At 51.9% G+C, this 25,415-nt stretch carries 17 protein-coding genes; 6 read left to right on the top strand and 11 right to left on the bottom strand.

Annotated elements, in window-relative coordinates:
- Nucleotides 1-15: 15 nt before the first annotated feature.
- Nucleotides 16-1,290 carry a fimbrillin family protein gene (locus tag NG346_RS10070; protein ID WP_262288681.1) on the top strand — a complete coding sequence of 425 codons (1,275 nt, stop codon included), beginning with the start codon at nucleotides 16-18 and terminating at the stop codon, nucleotides 1,288-1,290.
- Here the strand turns inward: NG346_RS10070 and NG346_RS10065 are convergent.
- The gene (locus NG346_RS10065; protein ID WP_262288680.1) at nucleotides 1,283-6,145 is read right to left on the bottom strand and encodes a hypothetical protein; all 4,863 of its coding nucleotides are present in this window, start codon (nucleotides 6,143-6,145) and stop codon (nucleotides 1,283-1,285) included. The genes NG346_RS10070 and NG346_RS10065 overlap by 8 nt on opposite strands.
- Nucleotides 6,146-6,929: 784 nt before the next feature.
- A complete protein-coding gene (dapA, locus tag NG346_RS10060; RefSeq protein ID WP_262280311.1) occupies nucleotides 6,930-7,817 on the bottom strand; it encodes a 4-hydroxy-tetrahydrodipicolinate synthase in 888 nt (295 codons plus the stop codon).
- A 303-nt stretch (nucleotides 7,818-8,120) separates the two neighbouring features.
- Between dapA and NG346_RS10055 the strand changes: the two genes are divergently transcribed.
- Nucleotides 8,121-9,038 (top strand): DMT family transporter, encoded by a 918-nt coding sequence (locus tag NG346_RS10055; protein ID WP_262288679.1) that lies wholly within the window; start codon nucleotides 8,121-8,123, stop codon nucleotides 9,036-9,038.
- 21 nt (nucleotides 9,039-9,059) lie between these two features.
- Here the strand turns inward: NG346_RS10055 and truA are convergent, their stop codons facing one another.
- The 7 genes from truA to NG346_RS10020 all read right to left on the bottom strand — a co-directional run bounded on the left by truA (nucleotide 9,060) and on the right by NG346_RS10020 (nucleotide 17,043).
- On the bottom strand, nucleotides 9,060-9,788 hold the full coding sequence (gene truA, locus NG346_RS10050) for a tRNA pseudouridine(38-40) synthase TruA (RefSeq protein WP_262280313.1): 729 nt from the start codon (nucleotides 9,786-9,788) through the stop codon (nucleotides 9,060-9,062).
- 72 nt (nucleotides 9,789-9,860) lie between these two features.
- Nucleotides 9,861-10,736: a hypothetical protein gene (locus tag NG346_RS10045; RefSeq protein WP_262288678.1), complete on the bottom strand. Its 876-nt coding sequence runs from the start codon at nucleotides 10,734-10,736 to the stop codon at nucleotides 9,861-9,863.
- Nucleotides 10,666-12,837, bottom strand: coding sequence for a YgiQ family radical SAM protein (locus NG346_RS10040; protein WP_262288677.1), 2,172 nt, complete (start codon nucleotides 12,835-12,837; stop codon nucleotides 10,666-10,668). The genes NG346_RS10045 and NG346_RS10040 overlap by 71 nt, the downstream gene beginning before the upstream one ends.
- Before the next feature lie 27 nt (nucleotides 12,838-12,864).
- Nucleotides 12,865-13,197: a hypothetical protein gene (locus tag NG346_RS10035; RefSeq protein ID WP_262288676.1), complete on the bottom strand. Its 333-nt coding sequence runs from the start codon at nucleotides 13,195-13,197 to the stop codon at nucleotides 12,865-12,867.
- Between the two features lie 47 nt (nucleotides 13,198-13,244).
- Entirely contained in the window at nucleotides 13,245-16,136 is a 2,892-nt protein-coding gene (locus NG346_RS10030) for a golvesin C-terminal-like domain-containing protein (protein WP_262280317.1), read from the bottom strand.
- A gap of 37 nt (nucleotides 16,137-16,173) precedes the next feature.
- Entirely contained in the window at nucleotides 16,174-16,740 is a 567-nt protein-coding gene (locus NG346_RS10025; protein ID WP_262280318.1) for a 1-acyl-sn-glycerol-3-phosphate acyltransferase, read from the bottom strand.
- Nucleotides 16,741-16,770: 30 nt separating this feature from the next.
- Complete coding sequence (locus tag NG346_RS10020; protein WP_262280319.1) at nucleotides 16,771-17,043, bottom strand: hypothetical protein; 273 nt, start codon at nucleotides 17,041-17,043, stop codon at nucleotides 16,771-16,773.
- Nucleotides 17,044-17,234: 191 nt separating this feature from the next.
- Here NG346_RS10020 and NG346_RS10015 point away from each other — a divergent pair, with 191 nt between their 5' ends.
- Both NG346_RS10015 and NG346_RS10010 read left to right on the top strand, forming a co-directional pair.
- A complete protein-coding gene (locus tag NG346_RS10015; RefSeq protein ID WP_154533332.1) occupies nucleotides 17,235-18,890 on the top strand; it encodes a diphosphate--fructose-6-phosphate 1-phosphotransferase in 1,656 nt (551 codons plus the stop codon).
- Between the two features lie 151 nt (nucleotides 18,891-19,041).
- The gene (locus NG346_RS10010) at nucleotides 19,042-19,941 is read left to right on the top strand and encodes a glycoside hydrolase family 25 protein (protein ID WP_154533331.1); all 900 of its coding nucleotides are present in this window, start codon (nucleotides 19,042-19,044) and stop codon (nucleotides 19,939-19,941) included.
- A gap of 8 nt (nucleotides 19,942-19,949) precedes the next feature.
- Here NG346_RS10010 and NG346_RS10005 read toward each other — a convergent pair whose 3' ends face one another.
- Together NG346_RS10005 and NG346_RS10000 are read right to left on the bottom strand one after the other, a co-directional pair.
- Nucleotides 19,950-22,190, bottom strand: a complete 2,241-nt coding sequence (locus tag NG346_RS10005) for a tetratricopeptide repeat protein (protein WP_262280320.1) — start codon at nucleotides 22,188-22,190, stop codon at nucleotides 19,950-19,952.
- Nucleotides 22,191-22,203: 13 nt separating this feature from the next.
- Nucleotides 22,204-23,121, bottom strand: coding sequence for an ABC transporter substrate-binding protein (locus NG346_RS10000; RefSeq protein ID WP_262280321.1), 918 nt, complete (start codon nucleotides 23,119-23,121; stop codon nucleotides 22,204-22,206).
- 75 nt (nucleotides 23,122-23,196) lie between these two features.
- Between NG346_RS10000 and radA the strand changes: the two genes are divergently transcribed.
- Nucleotides 23,197-24,600, top strand: a complete 1,404-nt coding sequence (gene radA / locus NG346_RS09995) for a DNA repair protein RadA (protein WP_262280322.1) — start codon at nucleotides 23,197-23,199, stop codon at nucleotides 24,598-24,600.
- A 16-nt stretch (nucleotides 24,601-24,616) separates the two neighbouring features.
- The gene (gene queC / locus NG346_RS09990) at nucleotides 24,617-25,270 is read left to right on the top strand and encodes a 7-cyano-7-deazaguanine synthase QueC (protein ID WP_262280323.1); all 654 of its coding nucleotides are present in this window, start codon (nucleotides 24,617-24,619) and stop codon (nucleotides 25,268-25,270) included.
- Nucleotides 25,271-25,415: the final 145 nt, after the last annotated feature.

The raw sequence follows: 25,415 nt of genomic DNA, 5'->3' as shown, positions 1-25,415 counted from the left end.
GATGAATGTTGAATGATGAGAAAAGAGATATATAAAATAGGTGTAGGCATCTTGTCCGTAATGATGTTTGCGGCCTGTGGCAGTGAAAGTGCTGATAACGGGGGCGGCGTATCGCCTGACCGATCGGTGCTGATGCGCTTTGGTGCTTTGTCTGACACCATGAAGATCCTTAATCATAGACCAACGAATGCTGGGACGAAGTCAAGGTTTGCCGAGACGCGCGCGGCCACACAATACTATGCGAACAAAAAAACGGGAATACCCGCGGGACAGGCTATGGGCGTCTTTGGCTATCAGTATCCCTATGGGCAGGACTGGGCCGTGACCGACACGGCCAACTTCATGTACAACCGGCGCATGGTCAGCGGCGGGCGCAATGCCTATGGCCATACCACTTTCTCCTATTCTCCTTTGGCTTACTGGCCTCAGGAAAACACTTACCGTCTGGCCTTCTTCGCTTACTATCCTTATGAGGCGACGCCCACCACTGCGGGCAGTTCGACGACGGCTTCAACGACGGGCATCGTGCCGACTGTGGCGCCGGGTACGGGCATGGGGACTTTTGCGTTTACCACCCAGGACAAGAGCAGTGAGCAGGTCGACTTCATGATGTCGGACTTGCGCACCAACCTCACTCACGCCACCAACTTATCAGGTTCGGCGTCCAGTGACACGGTATCACTGCCTATGCATCATCTCTTGTCTCAGGTGGCTTTTCATGTCGACACCTCGACGGTGCCGCTGGGCTATACCTCTTTCCATGTGAAGTCGATCACCATGCGCCATGTGGCAAAGCGAGGAACGATGCGTCCGACCTATTCCTCAGGTGCCACTTCCTTTGCGTGGACGTTGGAGCCAGCCACCGACAACGATTCCGTGACGGTCGATAATATTGAGGACGATGCCACGGAGGCAGTACCCTGCTGCTTACTGCTGTTGCCGCAGGACAACAGTGCGATCAGTCTGCGTGTTGAGGTGACGGCTGTTCCCGTGGGCGGCGAGCATGCCATCGTGGGCAATGCCACCATGCTCATGAGCGGCACGGGTGTGTCGGGCAACTGGCAGCGTGGGCAGGCTTATTATTATACGCTACGGCTGAAAGAGCTGACGAAGGAGAACCGGCTCTATATCTACATCACGCCCGGCGCGCCCGATGATCCCGACCAGAGCGAGGACTATACCGGCGGCTCGGCCATCGAGTGGGGTGGAACATGGAATGGTGGCGACATCGACGCTGCCAAGCCTGCCGTGCGGCCTGCTGTTCCGTCCCGTGTCAGTCCCGCTATCTGACAATAATCTTTTCACCGTTGACAATATACACGCCTTTGGGCAGTCGTGAGAGAGCTTCGGGGCTCTCACCGACACATTGTCCGCTGAGACTATACACGCGGCCGTCCCGTTTCGGGTTGGCCGTTTTTTTATTGTCCTCGCCATTGAGTTCTGTAATGCCCTTAATGTCTGTGGGCGTTCCGCCTTCTCCGATGCTTCCGTGCTCCTTGCCGTCGTAGGAGGTGAAGAAAGCCTTGGCGCCGGTTGTAGCGTTAGTGCTGGTGTAGTCGATATATGCGTGGTATGCCGACAGATGTGCGGATACGCTGCCGATGGTGTATAGTTTCCCGCCGCCGTCTTGTTTGCTGTTGCTGCCGACCACGACGAGCGAGCCCTTGTTGAGCAGTGTGGTGGCGAAGATGCCCATGGCGGTGTAGGCGCTGTTGCTTGGCGCCTTGAGATAATAGTCAGAGGGTTGGGCCACTTGGCCCATGTAGACGCTGTCGACGGTGAAGCCATCAGACAGTGTGCTGTCGGGATAGACAAAATAAGGCCGGCCGGCCACCACGAACTGGTAGTAGTGGCGGGTGAAGAGCACGCTGTCGTTGCGCACATCGTCGAAGGCGATGAGACGGGCGCGACGGCCAAAGGTGCGCTTAAACTGTCCTTCGTTCATGCTGAATGGCACGCAGAGGCTCGACCACCTGCCTTTGGTGTAGTTGTTGGGAACCTTCACTTTGACGAAAGTGCCTTTATAGGTGGCGGGAGTGGCATCACCCTCCTCAGGCAGTTGTACCACCTCTTGGGTGCTCTGATGCTCGTCTTCGGTATAGGAGAAACCGCAAAGACCAATCTTCGACACATTGGAGAAAAAGAAATAGGTCTTGCCCGCCTGCACGTCGAAGGTATAGCGCACGTAGGCCTTGGAGATAATCTGGTGAGCACCCTCTGCGGTGGAGAATACTGCCTCACGCTCACCCTTGGTGTGGCTCTGCCAGTTGTCGATGATGTACGCCTCGCGCTGTTTCGCCAGTGCGGAGCCGCTTTTGGCCTCGGGTCCCATGTCGCTGAAGTCCCATTTGATCGTCTGGCTTCCTACCTTCTCCCCGTTATAGTTGGCGCGGTAGATGCCTTTCGTGGCGGGACCGAGTGAGTTCAAGTCTTCGTCCTCAATGGCAATGGCATTTGACGTGTTGTTTTCTTCGGTGAAGTCCACGGCCTTTCCTGTCTCGTCGACGAGGTAGTAGGGCGTCCATTTCACCTTTACTGTATACGTGCCGTCTATATTGGGGTCGATGTCACGCGGGTTTCCTGAGTACTGGCAGCATCCGTTTTGCAGAATATAGACGTTGAGGCGGCCGTTGGAGGTAGGCTCAAACTTGAGATAAGCTCCCCGGCAGGGTACATCCCATGTGCTGGGTGCTGAAGGCATGTAGTTGCCTGTGTTGCGATATACATTTTCGTGTTTGGCGTTCATGCCGCCGCCTGTGTAGTCAGGGAATCCGGCGAAGATGCGGTCGTTGGCTCCCACGGAGTCCATCTTTGCCGTTTTCCATGAGTCGATGCCGTAGGTACCCTTCTGAGGATTGGCTAAATAGTAGTTGCTCCATCCGCCGTAGGTCATCGTGATATTGGTTTTCGGAGTGGTGGTGACCACCTTTCCCACATAGGGCGTTTCTCCCTCGTGTACGATGTAGACTGGCAGACCGGAGAGCCAGACGGCCATGATGGCATGCTTGACGGCTTTGGACGTGCCGTCGGCTTTTGTCTCTGGAGATTTCACAGAGGCCAGTACACCGATACCCGGATTTTTGACCAGATGATGATTATCAATGGCGGTCTTGTCCACATTGGCTGCGATAGTGATACGGCTGTTGGGGTTCACGACGATATATTCCGGTTTCTGCTCTTTCTGCTCATCGTTTTCCTGGTCATACTCCGTGGAGAACGTTACGTTTTTGTTAGCCAGGGTCATCAGATAGGGCAGATGTCCCGTATAACTGCCGATATATATCTTGGCTCTGGTGTAGCTCTTGGTGTCGTATCGGCTCATCAGCCATGCCGGTTGGTAGTTGATGCCATAGAGTTGCAGTCCGTCATTGGATGATCCGTTGCCTATGTTGAAAAGGTAATAGGTCTGTCCGGCGATGAGCGGATAGGTGAACGTGTGGCTTGCCACGCCGTCGGCCTTGGCAGTGTATTGGTCGTCCTCGTAGTCACCGTTGTCTTTGATCCATCGCAGAGTGACCACGTTGTCTTTCAGATAGTTGGCCTTGATGGTGACATAGCCGTTCACCTTGGGCTGTAGTTTGTAGAACGTACCTCCGGCGGGCGTGACAAGATCACTGCCCGCGAACTTCACCTCTTTGGCTTCGGAATAGAGAGTGCCGTCGCTGTTGGCTTTTACCGTGAAACTCTTTTCGCCTTCTTTGCCGAAGGTGATGACAAGTCCTGGTACACCGGCGATGCTTGTGCCGGCTTCCATCTTGCCGGTGGCGGTGAAGGTCAGCATACCGGCATCGGAGGGCGTGACGCTGACTTCACCGCTGGTGTTGTCGTAATTATAGGCATAGGCGTCTTCACCTTCCTTGATTTGATAGTTCCAGGTCGCTTCTTCCTTTTTCCATATTCTCAGATAATATGAAGCCGTCCCACTATTATAGACTTCGGCGTCATCAGTGGTTTCCGGTGTGGCCTTCACTGTGATGATGGCATAGCTCTGGTCATTGCCAATGTTCACTCTACCCGTTGACTCATCAATAGTAGCGTTGCTGCCATCGTGCAGTTCTATGGTATAGTTCAGCGTGAAATGTGAGGAGATGTTCTTGCCGTTGGCATCGGTAATCGTCAGCTCGGGCTCGTCAAAGGGCTTTCCAACATTGGCCACGCAGCTGTCCTGCGAGAATTTCAGCGTTGGCGTGATTTTGTCGAGGACAGTGAGGTGTATCGGGGCTGAGACTTCGCCATAGTGGGTGGTATCCCAGGGATGGAAGACAAAGATGATGTCGGTGTTGGAGACGGCCTTGCCGAAAGACAGCCGCCAGTTGCTCGCTGACTTATTATATTTTAGTGCCGTATAATCGTAGCATACCCATTCCACGCCATTTTTGTCTGTGACGGTGGAGTCTGGGTTGAAAGCGTTTCCATAAGTTGTCGCGCTGGGCTCGGCTGACTTGGGGACACGTACTAAATATTTTCCACCGACTTCGACACCCTCATAGTCGTTTCGTAGGGTTGGTTGATTGTCTTCACCGATATAGCCATTGATATACGTCGTGAAGGTGTTGGGTGAGACTATCAGTCGGGCATGCCGGGTGGCAGAAGAGTAGCTCAGGGTGGTTGAGCTGCCGCTGAATATTGTTGAATAATCATAGTTCCATGCCTTGTCCGGCGTGGCTTCGACATCAAAGACGACAGTGCCCTGGACTGTGCCATTGGTCTGCATGGTCCAGTCGTATGCTCTGTGTGAGCTTGTCCAGAAACTGCCGCAGATGTTGTTGGGATCGCTTTTCTTGGTGAGTGTTATTTTGAAACAACTTGTGACATCATTCCCTAAGTCGTCGCGTACGATGGCCGTGTCGAGATCCACCTTTGAGTCAGTCAGTCTGATGGAGTGAACCTCGTGGGGATAGCTGACGGTGGTGGGTATGATGCCGCTGGCCTTGATGATGGTCACGGGCACGTTTTGCTGATAGCCGGCATATTGTGTGGCGTTCTTTGGCGTGAAAGCGTAATGGAGGGCAAAGGTTCCCTCCTTGTCCAGTGAGGCGATTTTGTGCTTGTCACCGACATAGTGAAACAGCGTACCTTCGGGATTGTCTGTTCCGTTGGTGGCTTTTGCGGTGATGTTGAGCGTGTATTTGTCAGTGATGTCTGTGCCGCGGTCATCGGTAACAGTCGCTGTGGGCAGCGCGATCTCTGTTCCGCGATAAGCCTTGATGGTGTCCTGCGTGAGGGCTACGTGTGGTTCTATCTGCGGTATGTGTATGAGGTAGGCGCCGTAGACGGTGTTAAAGGTGCTGTCGGAGTAGGGTATGGCCCTTATCATCACGTAGGCGTCGCCGGGTTTGTCGCCGATGGTCACACGTCCGTAGAGTTTTGTCACCGTGCAGCCGGTGGCGGCGTCGGTGGTTTCGACGGTATTGTCGGTGAGGTCGGCGGCTTTGCCAAAATAGAAGTTTACGGAGAACTGCGAGGTGACGTTTGTCTTCATCTCGGGATCAGCGAAGAGCGCATAGGTGGGTGTCTGCTTGAAGCTCTTCTGGAGGATCGACTGCTCGAAATAGGAGCCGGAGAGTCGTACATAGGGTATGGCCTTGGCGCACTCCGTGTAGGACACGGTCATGCTGCCTGCCTTGTCGTCGAGATAGAGAGGCTCGCCCTTCACGGTGAGCTGCAGGGAGTGGTTGTATCCGGGCACGGCGATGTCGCCGTCGTCCATCGTCCATGTCACCTCCTCGGTGTTGCCGTTACTGGCCGTGAGCTTGCCACGGTTAGGGATGATGGAGTCGAGGAGAGTCGCGTTGAAGGAGCCGAGTTTGTCAAAAACGATTTTGTTGAACAGGTAGGCTTCCTGTGTTGTCGTCTTCTGCTGTCCGTTGATGGTGATGGTGCCTCCGGTGGTGATCTTTACGGCCTGGCGTGAGGCATCCCACGATGCTTTGTCGAGTATGATGGTGAAGCCGTCCACGGTCTTGGTCACTGTGGGCGCGCCCTTGAAGTCGGTGGCGGTGAAAAGGCCCGACAGCCCGATGGTCTTCGTCTGTCCGTAGGCGGCGAAGACTGGCAGGAAGGCTGTCAGAAGGCTGAGGATGACGCAGAGACTCACTTTGCGTGCCGTCCGTATATACTTATTTTCAATACCTATTGTGTTCATGTCGCTATCCCTCTGTATCAGAGATACGATACAAAGATACGTACTTTCTTCCATATATCCCGTTTTTTTTCTATAAAAATTGTTATTGCTGTTCGGTTAATGGATGATTGCTGTTTTGCCGTTTTGCGACAATAGCAAAGTCGGGGGGTGTGACAACGGAAAGAAATCCAACAAAAACACTTTCGCGTCAACTTGTATTATAGAAAAGGAAGAATCAAAAAACAGGGAGTTGAATGTCAGAAAAGGGCTTGGGAAATGAGAAACCAGTGGTTTCATTGGGTCATCTCAGTGGTTTTACCTCATCAATTCACCGCTTTGATGAGGTAAAACCACTGAGATGATAGGGAATTATAGAGCGAAAGCGGCGAGAAAAGGGTGGTTTTGTCGTGCGAAATCATGTAAACATTATTCAAGATGTTGCTAACCAGTAAGTAATGCATCGCTGATAAAAAGCGAGAAATCACGTCCAAGGCCATGCCTGCTCGCAAAAATCGCCTTCTCGTGCCCGATTTTTTGTCAGTTTATCTAACAATTGCGATTCTCCTTCATGATTTTTATGGTTTGTGAGCAGACTCCATCTGAAGCGATTCCCGCGACTGTGTTGATGTCGGCGGGTCTGTTGCCTTTGGGCCCTATGCTTGCGATAAGGCTTGAGGAGTCTCTTGAAAATAAATAAACACGGAGACGAGAGAGCGGCCTGTGTGCTCTTTCGTCTCCGTGCTTTGCTGATTGGAGGATACGGCGTTGTGTGCCTTCTATGTGTTAGTCTACTGTGAGATGAGTCTTACAGCCTGAGTCCCTTGAGGATGTCGGCCATCTTCTGCTTGGTCTCGATGTTGGTCGGTACGAGTGGCAGACGGAGCACGTTCTCGATCATGCCCATGTCGTTGAGCAGTGCTTTCACGCCGGCCGGGTTGCCGTCGACAAAGAGCAGGGAGTAAAGCTCGGTGAACTTATGATGGATCTTGCGGGCGGGCTCATACTCGCCGTTGAACTCCAGGCGAATCATGCGGGAGAACTCTTTGGGCAGTGCGTTGCCGATGACAGAGATCACGCCGGCCGCTCCGCTGGCAACCATCGAGAACGTCAGCGCATCGTCGCCACTGATGACGTCGAAGTTGTCGGGCTTGTTCTTGATGATCTCGTCGACCTGCTCCAGACTGCCGCTGGCTTCCTTCACAGCTACGATGTTGGGGCAGTCCTTAGCCAGGCGCACCGTCGTAGCGGCTTTCATGTTCACGCCCGTGCGACCGGGAACATTATAGAGTACGAGGGGCAGCGGACTCTCGGCGGCGATAGCCTTGAAATGCTGATAGAGCCCTTCCTGCGACGGTTTGTTGTAGTATGGACAGATGCTCAGGATGCCACTGATGCCGCTCCAGTCGGTTTGTTTCATCTCTTCGATGACGGCGGCGGTATTGTTGCCACCACAATATTTTAGGATAGGCACGCGTCCGTTGTTCACACGTTTCACCACCTCCGTGATCTTGTCCTTTTCCTCTTTCGTCAGACAAGGGGCTTCTGCCGTTGTCGCGAGAATGCACAGGAAGTCGGCACCATTGTCGAGCTGGTAAGCCACCAGCTTCTCGAGTGCGGGATAATCCACTTCTCCTTGAGAAGTGAAAGGAGTGATGAGGGCGATGCCCAGACCTTTGAAAATATTGTTTGCCATAACAAATTGTTGTTGTTTGTTGCTTAATGACGATATTGCTACAATCTTTTTGCAAAGTTACGCTTTTTTCTTCATATTGCAAAAGAAAAAGAGTATTCCTTTAAAGATCGTTTGCTAAATTCGTCGAGTTTCATCAAGCTAACAAGCTAATGTTATTATTAGTACGAGATTCGGGAAATAATGCCTTCTATGGATGATGAAGACAATAATTCCGGTGAAGAATGCCGTTCACCTTAATATTTTGTTGTAACTTTGCAGTATATTTGAGAGTATATACAATATTAAATAATAGAGTTCATCCCCATGTGGTTGTTTTTAGCTTTTATGTCCGCTGCCCTTTTGGGCTTCTACGACTCGTTTAAGAAGAAGTCGCTCAATGGCAATGCGGTAATCCCCGTGCTGTTTCTCAACACTGTTTTTTCTTCTCTTATCTTCCTGCCGTTCATCATCCTCTCGGCTACAACCTCCTGCCTTGACGGAAGTATCTTTCATGTGGCAACAGGTGGCTGGGAGATGCACAAATATATCGTTCTGAAGAGCTTTATAGTTCTCTCCAGTTGGATCTTCGGCTACTTCGGTATGAAGCACCTGCCACTGACGATTGTGGGCCCGATCAATGCTACACGGCCGGTGATGGTGCTCGTGGGTGCTATGCTTGTCTATGGAGAGCAACTCAATGTGTGGCAGTGGATAGGTGTGCTGTTAGCTGTGGCCTCTTTCCTGATGCTGAGCCGTTCGGGACGGCGTGAGGGTATCGACTTTAAGCATAACCGTTGGATATGGGCAATCGTGCTCGCTGCTGTTTTGGGTGCGGTCAGTGGACTCTATGACAAATATCTGATGGCATCACCGGCGGCCGGCGGCATTGGCATCGACCGCATGGCCGTGCAGTCTTGGTACAACATCTATCAGATGGGGTTGATGCTTGTCATGCTACTTTTGCTGTGGTGGCCTACCCATAAGAAAACTACACCTTTTCGCTGGCATTGGTCGATCATCGGCATCAGTGTTTTTCTCTGTGCTGCCGACTTTGTCTACTTCTATGCGCTGAGCCTGCCGGGTGCGATGATCTCCATCGTGTCGATGATTCGCCGTGGCAGTGTATTGGTGAGCTTTCTCTTTGGTGCCCTTGTCTTCCATGAGCATAATCTCAAGGCCAAGGCACTTGATCTGGCTCTGGTGCTGCTGGGCATGGTATTCCTATATATCGGCAGTAAATAGGACTCTGGATTAGCAAAAGATTTAGTATTCGATGTCCCACAGAAACAAACCGTGGGCAGGCATCGACTCTCCGGCATCGGAACGGGTGCCTGTAGCTACCACCTCACGGAACTGTTCCAGTGTCATGCGGTGACGGCCAACCTCGAAGAGCGTGCCCACCACAGCCCGCACCATGTTGCGGAGAAAGCGGTTGGCAGCAATCTCGAAATACCACGTTGTCGGTGACGTGCTTACCCATTGGGCTGTGGTGACCTGACAGAGCGTTGTCTTGTTGTCAGCGCCGGCCTTGCAGAAAGCTTTAAAGTCGTCCTGTGTGGTGAGCCACAGAGCGGCCTCGTTCATCATCTCGAAATCGAGTTTCCAGTGAGTCTCTACAGAGTAGTGTCGAAGGAAAGGATCGCGCTGGGTGTGGATGAAATAGCGGTAGGTGCGTCGTTTGGCCGAGAAGCGCGCGTGCATGTCCTCGCTGACGCGCTCGGCGCGCCCGCAGCTGATGTCGCGTGGCAGAATGCGGTTGAGACGGTAACAGAGTTGGTCAGTGTCGAGCTCTTTGTCGGTGTCGAAGTGACAAACCATTGTACGGGCGTGGACGCCGGCGTCTGTGCGTCCGGCTCCAGTCACTGCAATCGGTTGACTGAGCAACGTGCTCAGACATTGCTGCACTTTTTCCTGCACCGACATGCCGTTGGGTTGTATTTGCCAGCCATGGTAAGCTGTGCCGTCGAAACTCAGCCAAAGGAATATTCTCATATATATTGTTTGCTTAATCTAATCTGATTATTTGCTTAATCTAAATCTGACGATTTGCTTAATCTAATCTGACTATTTACTTAATCTGAATCTAATCAATGCCCGATCGTCAAAGGACACGTTGCCCTGCATGAGTCCTTTGGTAGCTTTGAATGTGTGGATGTTATAAGGGTCGATGGCTAACTGCTTACAGAGGGCGGCTTCACTGTCTTTTAGTGTTGGACGGAGAAAGGGATAACCGTCGCTCGCCAACACGATGTCGTGAGGCTCGTCCTGTCTCAACGTGATCACCTTGACACCCGGCATGAAGATGTCGAAGCCATCGATGACAGCATAGGTGCGGTTCTCGCCTTGCATGCTCGCGATGAGCTTCGGGAGAATGGCGTCACGTGCATAGTCGTGGACGATTCGCCCGTCCTTTACCATGCCGGGATGCTCTGTCAGCAGGGTGGGGAAGAGACGGCTGCGCTCCTCGGCTATCGTGGCTTCCGACGGCTTGTCGTTGGTGTAGAGGTGTCCGTCGACCATGCACTGGCAGTCGCCGATCATCCAAATTTCCTTTTGCAGAAGACTACAGACCACCGCACTGGCGCACAGCCGTTGCTCGGGCGAGCGGCGAGGCTGTGAGTCATCCAATGGATAAGCCTGGTGGATGACTTGTGTGACACGGGTGCAGAACTCGGTGACACTTAGCGAGGCAGGAGCCTGGCGCAGAAAGTCGCTAATGAGCGTCATGGCATAACGTCCATTGCGCATGGTCGGATGGTAATGTTTTGGCGTCTTACTCGTGCTGCCGTCGATGACAGCAATATAGTTGTCTGCCACGACGATGCCATCCTCACAGTCTGCCGGTGAGTGCTTGCCGGTGAGCGCTTGCTCAACGACGACGGCCTTTGAACTTGCCGTTGGGCGTGAAGTTAGGGTTGAACGATTTGCGTTTGTCGTCATTGCGTTGATCGCTGTTTCGTTTGTCGCCATTCCGTTTGTAGCTGCTCCGTCTTTCGTTGTTTCTTCTACCATCGTAAGGCTTGTCGTCGAATTTTCTTCTATCGTAAGGCTTGTCTTCGAATCTTCTTTCCCCATTGACTTTCGCACTATAGGGTTGTCTGTTGTCGTGATGTCTTTGGTTGCGGTCTCTTCTGCCGCTTGGCTGATGAGCGGCTTTCTCGGGTGTACTGCCGATGGCCTTGCTGTCGTAGTGAACATGTCCATGGAAGGGAGCACCGTTGTAGAGCTTCTTGATCAAGTCGGGGCGTCCGATGCGTCGCAATTCACGCTCTATGCCCTGCCGCTCTTCGGGTTTATACCAGAAGAAGAACTGTCGTTGAGCCAACTTTTCGCGTGGTGTCTTGGCAGAGAAGACCGGTTCGAGAGTATAGGGGTCGTAACCCGTATACCACGTCTCGGTGCTGACGGTCATCGGCGTGGGCGTAAAGTCCTGCACTTGCTCAAGGTGGAAGTCCAAATCTTTGGTGATGACAGCGAGCTCTGCCATGTCTTCTTCTTGACAGCCCGGATGGCTGCTAATAAAATAAGGTATGATCTGCTCTTTCAGACCCTCCTCTTTGTTGATACGGTCGAATATGCGCTTAAACTCATAGAACTGCTCAAACGACGGCTTGCGCATGAGTCGTAGTACTCGGTCGGACGTGTGCTCGGGGGCAACCTTCAAGCGTCCGCTGACATGGCTGGTGATGAGCTCTCGGGTATATTGCCTGGCGGCTTCGTTGGCCTTCTCATCCTTACTCTTATAGAGCAGGAGGTCGTAACGCACGCCACTGCCGATAAAACTCTTCTTCACACCGGGCAACGCGTCGACGGCATGGTAGATGTCAAGCAGGCGTGAGAGATCCGTGTTGAGATTGGGACAGATCTGAGGGTTGATGCACGAGGGCCGCTTGCAGTGCTCACAGGCTTTTTTGTTGCGCCCTCCCATGCCATACATGTTGGCCGACGGACCACCGAGATCCGAGATGTATCCTTTGAAGCCGTCCATGGCAATGACCTGACGGGCTTCGCGGAGGATGCTCGCCTTGGAGCGGCATGCGATGAACTTGCCCTGATGGGCCGAGATGGTGCAGAAGGCACAGCCGCCGAAACAGCCGCGATGTAGATTGATCGAGAACTTGATCATCTCGTAGGCTGGTATCGTCTTGCCTTTGTATTTGGGATGCGGCAACCGCGTGTAGGGCAGGTCGTAAGCCTCGTCCACCTCTTCCGTTGTCAGAGGAGGATAGGGAGGATTGACGACGGCGAACTTGCCGTCGACAGCCTGCAACAGTCGCTGGGCGTGCATCTTGTTGGACTCTTCTTCGATATGCCGGAAATTCTCAGCCTCAGCTTTCTTGCTTTGCAGACATTCCTCGTGAGAGTGGAGCACGATGTCGTCGTCGCTGATGCCTCCCGGGATGTCTTCCTGCTTGCAGAGATAGACCGTTTGTGGAATATCATGGATGTCCTTGATGTTGCGTCCCTCTTCGAGCTCATGGCAGAGCTGTATCGTATTTTTCTCCCCCATGCCATAGAGGATCATGTCCGCCCCGCTGTCGCAGAGTATGCACTTCATCAGCCGGTCCTGCCAATAGTCGTAGTGCGTGAGTCGTCGCATAGACGCTTCGATTCCGCCCAAGACTACGGGCACGTCGGGAAAGAGCTGCTTAAGAATCTTGGTATAAACGATGCTGGGGTAATCCGGTCGCATGTCATGGCGTGCATCAGGACTGTAAGCATCATCGTGCCGCATACGTCGGTTGGCCGTGTAGCGGTTGACCATGGAGTCCATGGCACCGGCCGACACAGCAAAGAAAAGACGTGGCCGTCCAAGTTTTTTAAAGTCTCGGTAGTCACCATGCCAGTCGGGCTGAGGCACTATTGCCACTTTATAGCCTTTAGCTTCAAGGAGTCGGCCGATGACAGCCGCGCCGAACGAAGGGTGGTCGACATAGGCATCACCGGAAAAGAGAATCACGTCGAGCTCATCCCACCCACGCAACTCGCATTCCTTGCGTGTCGTGGGTAGGAAGTCTGTCAGCTGATATTTTTGCGTCATATCGTAATTATGTGTCAGAACTATTGTTTAGTCGGTGACGTTTTGCGGATCGTTATCGTCTGCCGCTGGTTGGGCTGCCTTCCATTGCTTGTAGGCTTCGACAAGCTGCTGGAGGCCGAAGGCCTTCATGTTGTTGTTGTAGATGACATCCAGGCAGAGGTCAAGAAGGTTGTTGTCCTTCATGGTCTCAGACTCCAACATTGATCGCACGTTGAACTTCAACTTGTCCAAAACGGGCTCGTCTATGATGCCGTTGCTGTCAACGAGGTTGTCTAAGAGAGAGTATTTCTCGATGGTCTTAAAATGTTTCTCGCTGATCTCGATACTACGGGTACCGGAATGGTTTGCTTGTATTTTCATAATGTATTGTTTTGAAATTAACTTCTTTAGAGTAATGGTTATGTTGTTTACTTCAACAGGAAGTTCAGGATGCCGGTCATCAAGCGTCGCTGCATGTTCTTATCGGTGATGCATTCAAAGGGGAAGGCCATTGTGAAGCTACGGTAGTCGTTGCCTTTGTAGGCTACGGCAGCAGAGTAGCCATTGTTGTACTGCATGGCGCAGACGGCGCCATCTGCAGGCTGAAGAATATCAGCGTGTGTAGCCGCATAGTGGTCGGCATTGGGAATGCGATAGAAGTCGAAGTTCTGTTGCAGCCCGTTGACTCCCTGCAAGGTGTCGGTTCTGAGTGAGCCAGAGTAGTTGACCTTCAGCGTGGCGGACAGCCAGTCTGCCTCTTTGGTTCCTGTCATGTCTGCTCCTACATAGGCTCCGCTGACCAAGAGTTTACCACCACTTTTGGTGTAGGCTGTGAGTTGTTTTTGAATGTTGTCGGTAAAAGTCTTGTCGTAGACCAATGCGTCGGGAGAGTATTTCTCCAGTCCCAGTACCATATCGACGACATCGAAATCGTTGAGAGCTACTCGCCGGGTCTCCACAGCGTGGGAGGAACAGCTGACGACATTGTATTTCCCGGCACCTGCAATGGCCTCGACATGTGCTGTTGATGCATCGAGATTGTTGCCTGCGATGACTTTTCCTGCAAGGCTCTCGTCGGTATAGCCGAGTCCGTCAGAGCTTTCCCGTCCAATGCGGCTCTTGTTGAAACTCTGCTGATAGCCCAGCCATCCGATCGTCGGCCCATAGCTTACTCCTATGTCATCTCTCATGTCGAAGCCCTGTTGGCTGTTGTTGTCGATGACGGTAGGGGCTGAGAGTCGGTGGAAGCCATTGACGACGAGAATGCTTTTCTGAGATCCCGATTGCGCGGAAAGGGCAATTTCTTCAGAGGGGAAGCTCTCTCCGCCACGGTTGATGGCTGTGACCTTGAATCTGTAGAGCACGCCAGGCTTCACGTCGAGGTCGACAGATGTGGTCTTTACTTTCTGCCCATTGTCGTAACCGCCCTTTCCGATGGCTGTGTAGAGGACGAAATAGTCGGGATGTGCGGATGGCTCCTGCGGATCGTCTTGCACTACCCATGAGACGTGTGCCTGTTGACGGTTGTTGATGGTGACAGCAGGATCCTTGGGCGGCAGAGGCTCGATGATCGTGGGGCGTCCGTGCATTGTGTTGACATAGCGGGCGAGCGTCTTATAGACCGATCGGGCGAGGGTGAATTTGAAGTGTGGATCCTGAGCCAGCTTCATGTCGGGGAAGTTCTGGTGTGACAGCGTCTCAAGGATTGCCGAGGGCACTTCGGGCACGCGGGTCTCGGAATAGTTGCGGTCCCAAAGGTATCGTCTGGCCCAATTACCATATTTATAAGTAAGATCGCGCGTAAGGTTGTCGAGAAGGTCCTTGGCCAGCATCTTGGAAGCCTGCCGTGTGAGTCCGGAGGAAAGTTGACCATCGTTGTAGTTAGTGGTGCAGATGGCCAGGGAACCAACGAGGTCTTTGCCGTTGGGTGCATAGCCAGCGTCACTGTGAACGGCCAACGACAACTCGAAGGGCACGTGTTCGCCTTCAACAGTTGGTACATAGACAGAGCCTCCTGCCAGCCAGTTGAGCATACGCGAGCGGCTGTTGATGTCATCGGCGTAGTCGTCGGTACCTCCCCGGCTGCTATATATATTATAAGGAGCACCTGCCCATTGACAGAAATATCTGGAGCCCTCCAGAACGCGTGGCAATCCGCTGGTGACACCGCCACGTGAGATATTGCCCATACCACCACCGAAGCGCACGGCATCGGCGGTGACAACGCCTCGGCGCTTGCTCTGGTTGGTGAGCATGACACAGTTGTCGATACTTTTTCCCTCTCCAAAGTCGAAGGTGCCAAGATAGACCCATGTACCGCCGCCCATCTGCTGGTTGACGCGCACCTCCGTGGCCTGTCCTTTGTGAAAGACGACATAATGGGCATCGTCCACGCTCTTGTCGACCGTCTGATAGCTGACGTAGACAGCATAGTGCCCAGCCTTTTGGAAGCGCGGCTGCCATAGCGCGTAGGTGCCATCACCTTTTTTTGTGGTCTTCGCCATCCGGACAGTACCGTCCTTGAAGGGGTTTTGTCCGTCGACATAGTTGCCCAGTCGGTATGCGAAGCCCGACCGCGGACAGTTGTACCATTGTTTGCCACCATCCGATTCCGAGTATCCCGGGGCATTGATGCCATCGTTATCAACGATATACTCTTCTGTCTGCAAATCTCTTTCCCGTGGTGTGTATACGACAGCTCCCGCATTTTCCAACATCGGAATGAGATAGGGCAGGACGATCGTCTCGGTGAAGAGATCCTCGCAAGTGCCGAACAGCGGCGGACGCTGCCATTGCCATTGTCCTTTCTTTGTGTCATAATAGCGGCCATGCGAGGCCCACACTACCAGATGACGGTTATAAAGTCCATGGGTAATACGGAAGGGGCGCGATGCATTGCTGACCCAAGGCAGGCCGTCGTAATGGATCTTCCCCCAAAGCGAATTGCCGGACAGCGAGGTAAAGTCTGTGTCATAGTTCTCAAGCGGCAATCCCGAAACGACGATGCTGAGGTCGTAGTCGCGGTAAACCTTTGGAAGCAGATGTCGAACTTTCTTGTAGATTTTGCCAATTTGCTTATCGTTGAGCTCCTGCTGAACGAAGGAAGGGTCTGGTACGACGGTAACCTTCCGTTGCTTATCGTCGATGCGCAGCTCCTTGAGTCGAGGCTGACTGGAAAAGTCAGTCTGTTTTGCCTGATATGAGACGAAGTATGCATTCAAATCCTTCTTGGCCTTCTCCTGATAGACAGCATTTTGAGCAAAGGTCTGCGCACCGGGGAGAAGCAACAGAGCTAAAGCGAAATAACTTTTATATAGCATTACTACAAGAAAATGGTTGATGTATGAGAGCAGGGCGTCAGTTGTTTTCTTCTGGCAGTCCCGTTGTGAATTTCTCAGGGTGTTTGCCCTGAACATGGATGAAATAGCGTTTCACCCTCACCATGTCGGCATCGATGTCGCCTTGGGGAATGAAGCTGTCGGCACATCTGATAAGCTTCTTGCCATAGTCCAAAGAGTAGAGCAGGATAGGAATCTGGGCTTTCTGCGCAATGAAATAGAATCCTTTCTTCCAGTCGGCATTCAGCGAGCGTGTGCCTTCCGGCGTGATGCATAGCCGGAAAATAGGATTCTTCATCGCTGCGTCAGCAAGCGCATCAGTCATATGGGAGTGTTTGGCTCTGAAGACTGGTATGCCTCCGATGGAGCGAAAGATAGGTCCGAGCGGCCATCGAAACCATTCTTTCTTCATCAGAAAATTGATGCGAATGCCACGGGAGAACATATAAAGCACGCCCATGATGAAATCCCAATTACTGGTGTGCGGTGCCAGACAAATGATACATTTTTCGGGGAGCGGCTGCTGGTCCTTGATGGTCCATTTCATTCGTTTGACGAGAAGCCAATTGCAGAACTGTTGAATCATAATCGTGTGTTCAGAAACGTGCAACCGGCATTAGCCGAGGTTGCTGATCTGGTCGATGATGTCGGAAATCTGATGATTGAAGTCGTTGATGAGGTTGGTGTAGTACTGCCTTGGCTCCATTCCCGGTTCTGGATGGGAGACACGTTTTACAAAATCGTCACGCAGGACAATGATGGAAGACAGAAGTTGCTGGGCATCGGTGCCCTCTTTCTCTGCGCCATACAACGAAGCGGCTACTGCCTCGGCGAAGAGGTCGCTGCAGATGCAATTAATAGAATGTTTTAAATCCTTTTTCTTAGCCATAATAGTAATGATTAAGTGAGTGATACTTTATTTTTCTCCAAAGATAAGAAAAAAAGATGAAACGTCGCTCGTTGTGCAAAAAAAATGTTTCAAAAACAGGTTTTCTTTCTTTTTTCTTCTCATTTCTCGATGAAATAATGTACTTTTGCATGTAGTATACTGTTTTTAATTATTTAATCGAACTTTCTAAAATGAAAAAGAGTCTTTTGCAGAAAGCCCGTGCCCAGTATCAGCCAAAGTTGCCGAAGGGCCTCAAAGGTGCTGTCAGCGTAAAAGAGGGAGCTCCTACACAGAGTGTAGGTGACCAGGAAGAAATCAAGAAGCTTTTCCCGAATACTTACGGGATGCCGCTCATAGAGTTTGTACCCGGTGAGGAGTCTGCCAACCGTAAGATGAATGTCGGTGTGATCCTTTCCGGTGGTCAGGCACCTGGCGGTCACAATGTCATCTGCGGTATCTTCGATGCAGTGAAGAAGATGAACCCTGAGAACAAGGTCTATGGCTTCCTCATGGGTCCCGGCGGTCTTGTTGACCATAAGTATATCGAGCTCACTCCCGAGTTCGTTGACGATTACCGCAACACCGGTGGCTTCGACATGATCGGTTCCGGCCGTACCAAGCTGGAGAAGGTAGACCAGTTTGAGAAGGGTCTTGAGATTCTGCGCAAGCTCGACATCAAGGCTGTGGTCATCATCGGTGGTGACGACTCCAATACAAATGCTTGTGTGCTCGCTGAGTACTATGCTGCCAAGAACTATGGCATCCAGGTTATTGGCTGCCCGAAGACCATCGACGGCGACCTGAAGAACGATCAGATCGAGACCAGTTTTGGCTTCGATACCGCTACAAAGGTATACTCTGAGCTGATTGGCAACATCGAGCGTGACGCTAACTCTGCCCGTAAATACTGGCACTTTATCAAGCTGATGGGTCGTTCTGCATCTCATATCGCTTTGGAGTGTGCTCTGCAGACTCAGCCAAATATCTGCATCGTCTCTGAGGAAGTGGAGAAGAAGGATATGACGCTCAACGATATCGTGGAGCAGATTGCCACTGCTGTCGCTAAGCGCGCAGAGGACGGCAACAACTTCGGTGTGGTGCTCGTTCCCGAGGGCCTCATCGAGTTCATTCCTGCCATTGGCCGTCTGATCGATGAGCTCAACGACCTGCTCGCTGCTCACGGCGCAGACTATAAGGATTTGGAGAAGGACGCACAGCGCGAGTATATCCTCGCTCACCTGAGCAAGGAGAATGCAGAGACTTTCGCTACACTGCCTGAGGCTGTGGCACGTCAGCTCTCTCTCGACCGTGACCCGCATGGAAACGTTCAGGTGTCTCTGATCGAGACCGAGAAGTTGCTCTCTGACATGGTGGCTGCTAAGCTCGACGAGTGGAAGAAAGAGGGTAAGTATTGTGGTAAGTTTGCTGCCCAGCACCATTTCTTCGGCTACGAGGGCCGTTGCGCTGCTCCTTCCAACTTCGACGCTGACTATTGCTACGCTCTCGGCGTGAGCGCCGCTCACCTGATTGCCAATGGCAAGACCGGTTACATGGCTATCGTTCAGAACCTCTCCGCTTCTACCGATGAGTGGAAAGCCGGTGGTGTGCCAATCACTATGATGATGAACATGGAGCGCCGCAATGGTGAGATGAAGCCTGTGATCCGCAAAGCTCTCGTTGAGCTCGACGGTGCACCTTTCAAGAAGTTTGCAGAGAAGCGTGACGAGTGGGCCCGTGAGACCTGCTATGTCTATCCCGGTCCTATCCAGTACTGGGGTCCCTCTGAGGTCTGCGACCGTGAGACCCGTACGCTGGCTTTGGAGAACGAGGCTAAGGCAAACCGCTAATTGAACGTTGGGAATCGTTCGTCGATTCTCTATGATAAGGATGCTCACGAAAGATGTGAGACATTCCTCTTTTGACGAGGCATCCTCCTTATGTGGTAACATGGGTGGAGGATGCCTCTTCTTTATATATAATAGGAGACAAATCTAAGAGATGACAAACACACGACAAACCACCAGACGAAGAAAAACTTCTTCCCGCCGACGCACTTCATCGCGTTCGCGGTCGTCGCGTCGTGGCTCTGTAGGCATACGTCTTCCTTTTCTTCACATACATCTCAGCCGCGCGGCTATTTTCGGTGGGTTGGCCGGTATCGTGGTTTATGTGTGGGCCTTCTATTATTTCTTCGTAGGTCCAACCGGTTTCCGTTGGCGTGCGCTCTATGGCGACGACAAGTATCCCGAGGGTTATGAGGTACATGGCATAGACATCTCGCACTATCAGGGAACGATCAACTGGGACCGTCTACGCTCCAATGCGATGGTCGACGGTTGTCCTATTCGTTTCATCATCATCAAATCCACAGAGGGATCCTCGCGCATTGATCCCAACTTCGATGAGAACTTCTATCAAGCACGGGAATATGGCTTTATCAGAGGCGTTTATCACTTTTGGAGCAACAACTCCTCAGCCCGATCTCAAGCCAATTATTTCCTGAGCAAAGTGCATTTGTTGGACGGAGATTTGCCTCCGGTGCTCGACGTGGAGCATAAGCCGAAGAACGAGAGCGTGGAGGATTTCCAAACGGATATCCTTACGTGGCTTCATATCGTAGAGAATAAGTATGGTGTGAAGCCTATCATCTATACTTATTATAAATTCAAGGATGCCTATCTGAGTGCTCCGGTCTTTGACGACTACCCATATTGGATCGCGCACTATTATGTCGACAAAGTGGAGTATCAGGGCAAATGGAAGTTCTGGCAGCATACCGATGTGGGTAAGCTGCCAGGTATCAAAGGTCATGTGGACTTGAATATCTACAATGGTTCTTATTACGACCTCATGCGTCTGACGATAGGCAATCAGGAAAATGTCGTGGTGGCTGAGTGAAGATTCTGTCAGCCGATGTCTGCCATGACTTTCTGTGCTGTATCGTCTATCCCATAGTGCAGGAAGATGTCCCGATCATTATGGAACTTCTTCAAAAGGAAGGAAGCTGCACTTTCGTCTTTCTCCAACTTGCTCAGCCCGATGTATTTCCGTAGCATTTCCCGGGCTTGTTTCCGCTGACCTTGGAACCAGTAGCAGTAAGCAGCGTTGAGCGAGTCATCAGGAAGAGCTTCTTTACTTGAGCATAGACTTTTATAGAGTTTCTGTGCCTCTTCAGCCCGGTCTATCCACAATAGTCCCCACGCCAGCGTGCGCTGTACCTCAGTGTCCTCTGGATGCTCGTAATCCAACTTATAGAGCACAGAGACGGCCTCATCAGCCTTGCCACAGTATATGAGCGAGATGGCAAGCCCCAAGGCATAAGACATCTTTTGGGGATAGCGTTGTGTCAGAGTCTTGTATATTTCAGAGGCATTCTCAAAGCGTCCCGATTTAAATGCGGCTAAGGAATATTGTCGGAGCAGCGATTCATTGTCTGGGTCCATCTTGCTCAGCTCTTTCAGATAGTCTGCCGCTGAGACAAAGTCGGAATCGTGCATACACAAGGCAGCAGAGGCCAGCTTCAAACTCTTCGCTACTTCGTCGCCTTGACAGTCAGGCTCTTTTTCGTGGGAAGTAGCGAAACACTCAACTACCGACTGAAGAGAATCCCAAAGCTTCTTTTTCAGCAAAAAGCTGATCAGCGCAGGAAGCTGTTGGCGCATCTCCGTGCTGATCATGTCCTTGGTGAAGAACATGATAGGATGGGCGTAACCGAAAGCATTGAAGAAGGGATGACGCTGATCGCAGAGCTTGAAGAAGCGATAGAGGTCCTGGAGATACATCCGACGGATATAGGCTGAGTGCCGCCAAGCCTCTTCATTGTCGTCGGGCATGTTCAGGCTCACCTCACCACTCAACAACACTTTCCTCACCTCTGGCGGCAGGCGCTGATAAACGGAGGAGAGGGCGATGGAAAAGCTGTATTTATCAGAGTCACAGAAGGGACCTTCCTTAAACAGCTTGTCCAAGAATCCCGAATTGCGTAGCTCTTCCGGCAGCATGGTCAGGTCGGGATGAGTGGGCGTGTAGGGAATCAGCCAGTTATAGAGCTGGTTGAAAAAGGAGAAACGCTTCATCTGTGAGAATCCGCCGAAATAGATGTCCATGCCCTGTTTGCGCATGTCGTTCATCTTGTTGATGCTCTTTTCAAGACTTTCCATACGCTTGTCTGCCTCGTCGGGATGAAGAATCTCTTCCAAAGAACTCTCGTCGGACGACGTGGATCCCATGTTCATCATCTGCCAGTCCTGGTTTTTGATGATGTTGGGCATGATGTTTTTGCGCAGTTCGTCATTGTCTCTTTCGGCATAGTGACAATAAACCATTTGTATCTGCATATCGAGCAATGCACTTTTCACGCTATCATCAGACAGGACCTCTTTCACGGCTTGCCGAACAGAATCATAGAGTTGGTATCTCCCATTGGAGAGTGCAAACACCCACCCAACAAATGCGCGTTGCTTGACTCGCTCATCCTGGCTTTTTTGGAAGACATGGATGAGCGTCAGTATCTTTTCTGCATCCGCTACCAAGAGACAGGCAAGCGTCACTGCTGATACCATCAACTGCGCATCAGCGGAGTCGATAGCCGGCGAGAGCAACAGCTTCTCGAAACTCACGGCGTATTCGTGTCGCCACTGAGGAGAAGCGACAGTGAGGTTGAAGAAAGACCGCAGATTATTGGCATGGCGCTTGTGGATGTCAGTCAGATTGTCGTTGGATCTGTTGAGTGCAGACAGCGACGCCATAGCCATGTCGGTGACATAGCTCTCCAGTTGCTGACGCATATCGTCGACGGACGGTATCTGCCGTTGGGGATTGAGATATTTGAGATAAGGGTATTCAACTTTCAGATCCTCCAATATCAGATCGCGGATGATGCCATCCAACTGAGCTGCCAACAGCTTGTAGAACTGCTGGCGTTGTGGATCCTCGTAGCCTTGCAGATAGAAGTCCGACAAACGGTGGTAGTTGTCTGTTATGTCGTCCAGCCGCTCACGTATCCATGACGCGTCTTGTTGCCCTAACAGCTGATTGAGCAAGCGCAAGGTCTCACCGACATTACAATCACTCTCCAGTTTCAGTCCTAATATGATGAGCTGATCCCTGGATTTTATAGCAGCATCTTCTCGTGCTTTTCCATCCATAATCTAAAAATATTTAAGGTGTGAACCTTGCTCCTCGTGCGACGTCTCTCTGCCGTGGAGCGGTGGCATGATGATAGGTCATCTTAGGTAGGGCATTGACGGTGCGCATGTCCACTCCCATATATTTGCAGATGATCTTGCCGTAGTGCTTCACTCCGTGCTTGTTGATAGAGTCCACGGTAGCGTCGTAGACTTGCAGGAACTTCTTGATCTGTTGTTGTCGATCCTTGTTCTCCATGACTTTCTGTCGGAAGGCAATCACACCAAGATGCAGGTTCTTGTCACGGCTGTCCATCAGCACGGTGTTCTGAAAGAGACGTGCCTGAGAGGCTTGAGGCTCCGGGAGCAAAGCCGCGTCTATCTCATTGTTGAGAATCATCTTCAATCTGATGTTGACATCATTGATCTCTATGCGATAGACCGTTTCCTTGGGACGCGCGCTGTCTATGGCCAAGTCGGCCAGCATCTGTGTGGCGGAGTAGGGGGCAATGGCCACCATCTTGTCAGCGAGCTGCTTCAACTCTGTCACACGGGCAATGCGGTTGCTGATGAATTGCCATGAGGCACCGGTAGAGGTCACAAAGTTCAGTGCGATGCCCTGGCGGCGCAAGCGCTCGGCTTTGACGAGATCTGTGACAATGCCTTCTGCTCTCTTGCTGCGAAGTAGGGTGTCGCCATCGGTCTGACTGCCGAACCGCTTCAATCTTACGTCTACGCCTGCTTTCTGAAACAAGCTGTCTTCCGCTGCAATGAAAAGAGGGAGGCAGTCCATCGTCGGCACTGTGGCTATCTTGAGAGCCGCGGAGTCCTGGCGGGCAGCTTCAATCTGCTGTTCGCGGCTGAGTCGTTGCTGCTCTTTGTATGACTTTCCACAAGAGGCCAAAAAGGCGATGGAAAGCAAAGAAAACAGAAGGTATTGATATTTTCTCATGACTATGCAAAGGTACGAAATATTTTGTAAACACAAAAAAAAATGCTACTTTTGCAATCATAATCAGAAACGAATATGGCCAAAGATAAAACAATGTATGTCTGCAGCAACTGTGGGTACGAGTCGGTGAAGTGGCTGGGCAAGTGTCCGCAGTGTGGTGAATGGCAGTCGTTCAAGGAGATAAAGGTAGCCGGAGAGACTGGCTCGTCGGCAGCCCGCAATGCGGCGCTGAGTGTCAAACAGTCGAGACAGTCGCCGTTCAGCCGTCAGAGTGCTGCTCCCGTGTGTTTGCGTGACATACCCCTTCAGGACGAGCCTCGCATAGATATGCACGACGCCGAGCTCAACCGTGTCTTGGGCGGTGGACTCGTGCCGGGAAGCATCACGCTGTTGGGTGGTGAGCCGGGTATCGGAAAGTCTACGTTGACCTTGCAGACACTCCTGAAGATGCCGGAGAAAAAGATTCTCTATGTCAGTGGAGAGGAGAGTGCCCATCAGATCAAGATGAGGGCTGAGCGCCTGTCGCCCACTTTTCCAGAGTCTCTGCTGGTGCTTTGCGAGACCTCGTTGGAGAAGATCTTCAAGCATATTCAGGATGTAGCACCGGACATCGTCGTGATCGATTCCGTGCAGACCATTGCTACGGAAAGCGTGGACTCCTCGCCCGGCAGCATCTCTCAGGTGAGGGAGTGTGCCGCGGCTCTGCTGCGTTTTGCCAAGTCGAGCGGTGTGCCGGTGATTTTGATCGGACATATCAATAAGGAGGGAACGCTGGCCGGGCCAAAGATCCTGGAACATATCGTTGACACGGTGATCCAGTTTGAAGGTGACCAGCACTATCTCTACCGGATGCTGCGCAGCACGAAGAACCGTTTCGGCAGTACTTCTGAGATGGGCATCTATGAGATGCGTCAGGACGGACTGCGTCAGGTGTCCAATCCTTCTGAGTTGTTGATAGCCGAAGAGCATGATGGGCTGTCTGGCGTGGCGATTACTTCGGCCATAGAGGGTGTTCGGCCTTTCCTGGTAGAGACTCAGGCCTTGGTGTCCACAGCCGCATACGGCACGCCCCAGCGCTCGGCAACAGGTTTTGACCAGCGCCGTCTCAACATGCTCTTGGCGGTTTTGGAGAAGCGTGTCGGCTTCAAGCTGATGCAGAAAGACGTGTTCCTGAATATCGCCGGAGGTTTGCGGGTGACGGATATGGCCATGGATCTGAGTGTAATAGCTGCCGTACTCTCCAGCAATGTCGACACACCGATAGAGCAAGGATGGTGTATGTGTGGGGAAGTGGGACTCAGTGGCGAGGTGCGTCCGGTGGCACGACTGGAGCAGCGGATTGCCGAAGCTGAGAAACTGGGCTTCCAGCATATCATCGTGCCGGCCTATAATATGAAGAATATAGACACAAAGAAATATAAAATCGAACTACATCCCGTACGCAAAGTAGAGGGAGCGCTCAGAACGCTGTTCGGTTAATCAATAAAAAGACAAAATGAAAGATTCTGTGATTATTGTCAGTGGTGGCATGGACTCCATCACGATGCTTTATGAGTTCAAGGACCGCATCGCCCTTGGCATTTCCTTTGACTATGGCAGCAACCATAACGCACGTGAGATTCCCTTTGCGGAAATGCACTGCAAGCGGTTGGGGATTCCCCATATCACCATTCCCTTGGACTTCATGCCCAAGTATTTCAAGTCGAGTCTGCTTGAGGGGGCAGAGGCTATCCCGGAAGGTAACTACGACGAAGAGAATATGAAGTCGACAGTGGTGCCTTTCCGTAATGGCATCATGCTCAGCATTGCCGCGGGCATAGCAGAGAGTCACCAACTCAAATACGTGATGATGGCCAACCACAGCGGCGATCATACCATCTATCCCGACTGCCGTCCGGAGTTTGTTGAGGCTTTCTCTCATGCCACAAAGGCCGGTACGTTTGTGGGGGTGGAGATTCTGGCTCCTTACACCAATATCTCGAAGGCCGACATAGCCCGACATGGCAAGGCTCTGGGCATTGACTACAGCGAGACGTGGAGCTGTTATAAAGGTGGAGAAAAGCACTGTGGCAAGTGTGGTACCTGCCGTGAACGCAAGGAAGCGCTCAAAGAGGCTGGTATCGAAGACACCACAGAGTATGAAGAGTAGGTTATTTGACGTAACCTCACTACATGTTTTTTGGCCCAAGGGGGATTGTCCGTGGCGGGCAGATGCCGCTGCCTAACCAAAGACAGTAACACATCTATAGAAAAAGAAGGGTATATCCCTTATTCCCTTCAGGCATGACCTGAAG

Origin of the sequence: Hallella absiana (assembly GCF_025457485.1) — a bacterium.
In the GTDB taxonomy this organism is placed as follows: Bacteria; Bacteroidota; Bacteroidia; order Bacteroidales; family Bacteroidaceae; genus Prevotella; species Prevotella absiana.
Note: the sequence above shows the minus strand (reverse complement) of the source record. Positions and strands in the feature narration are given on the sequence as shown.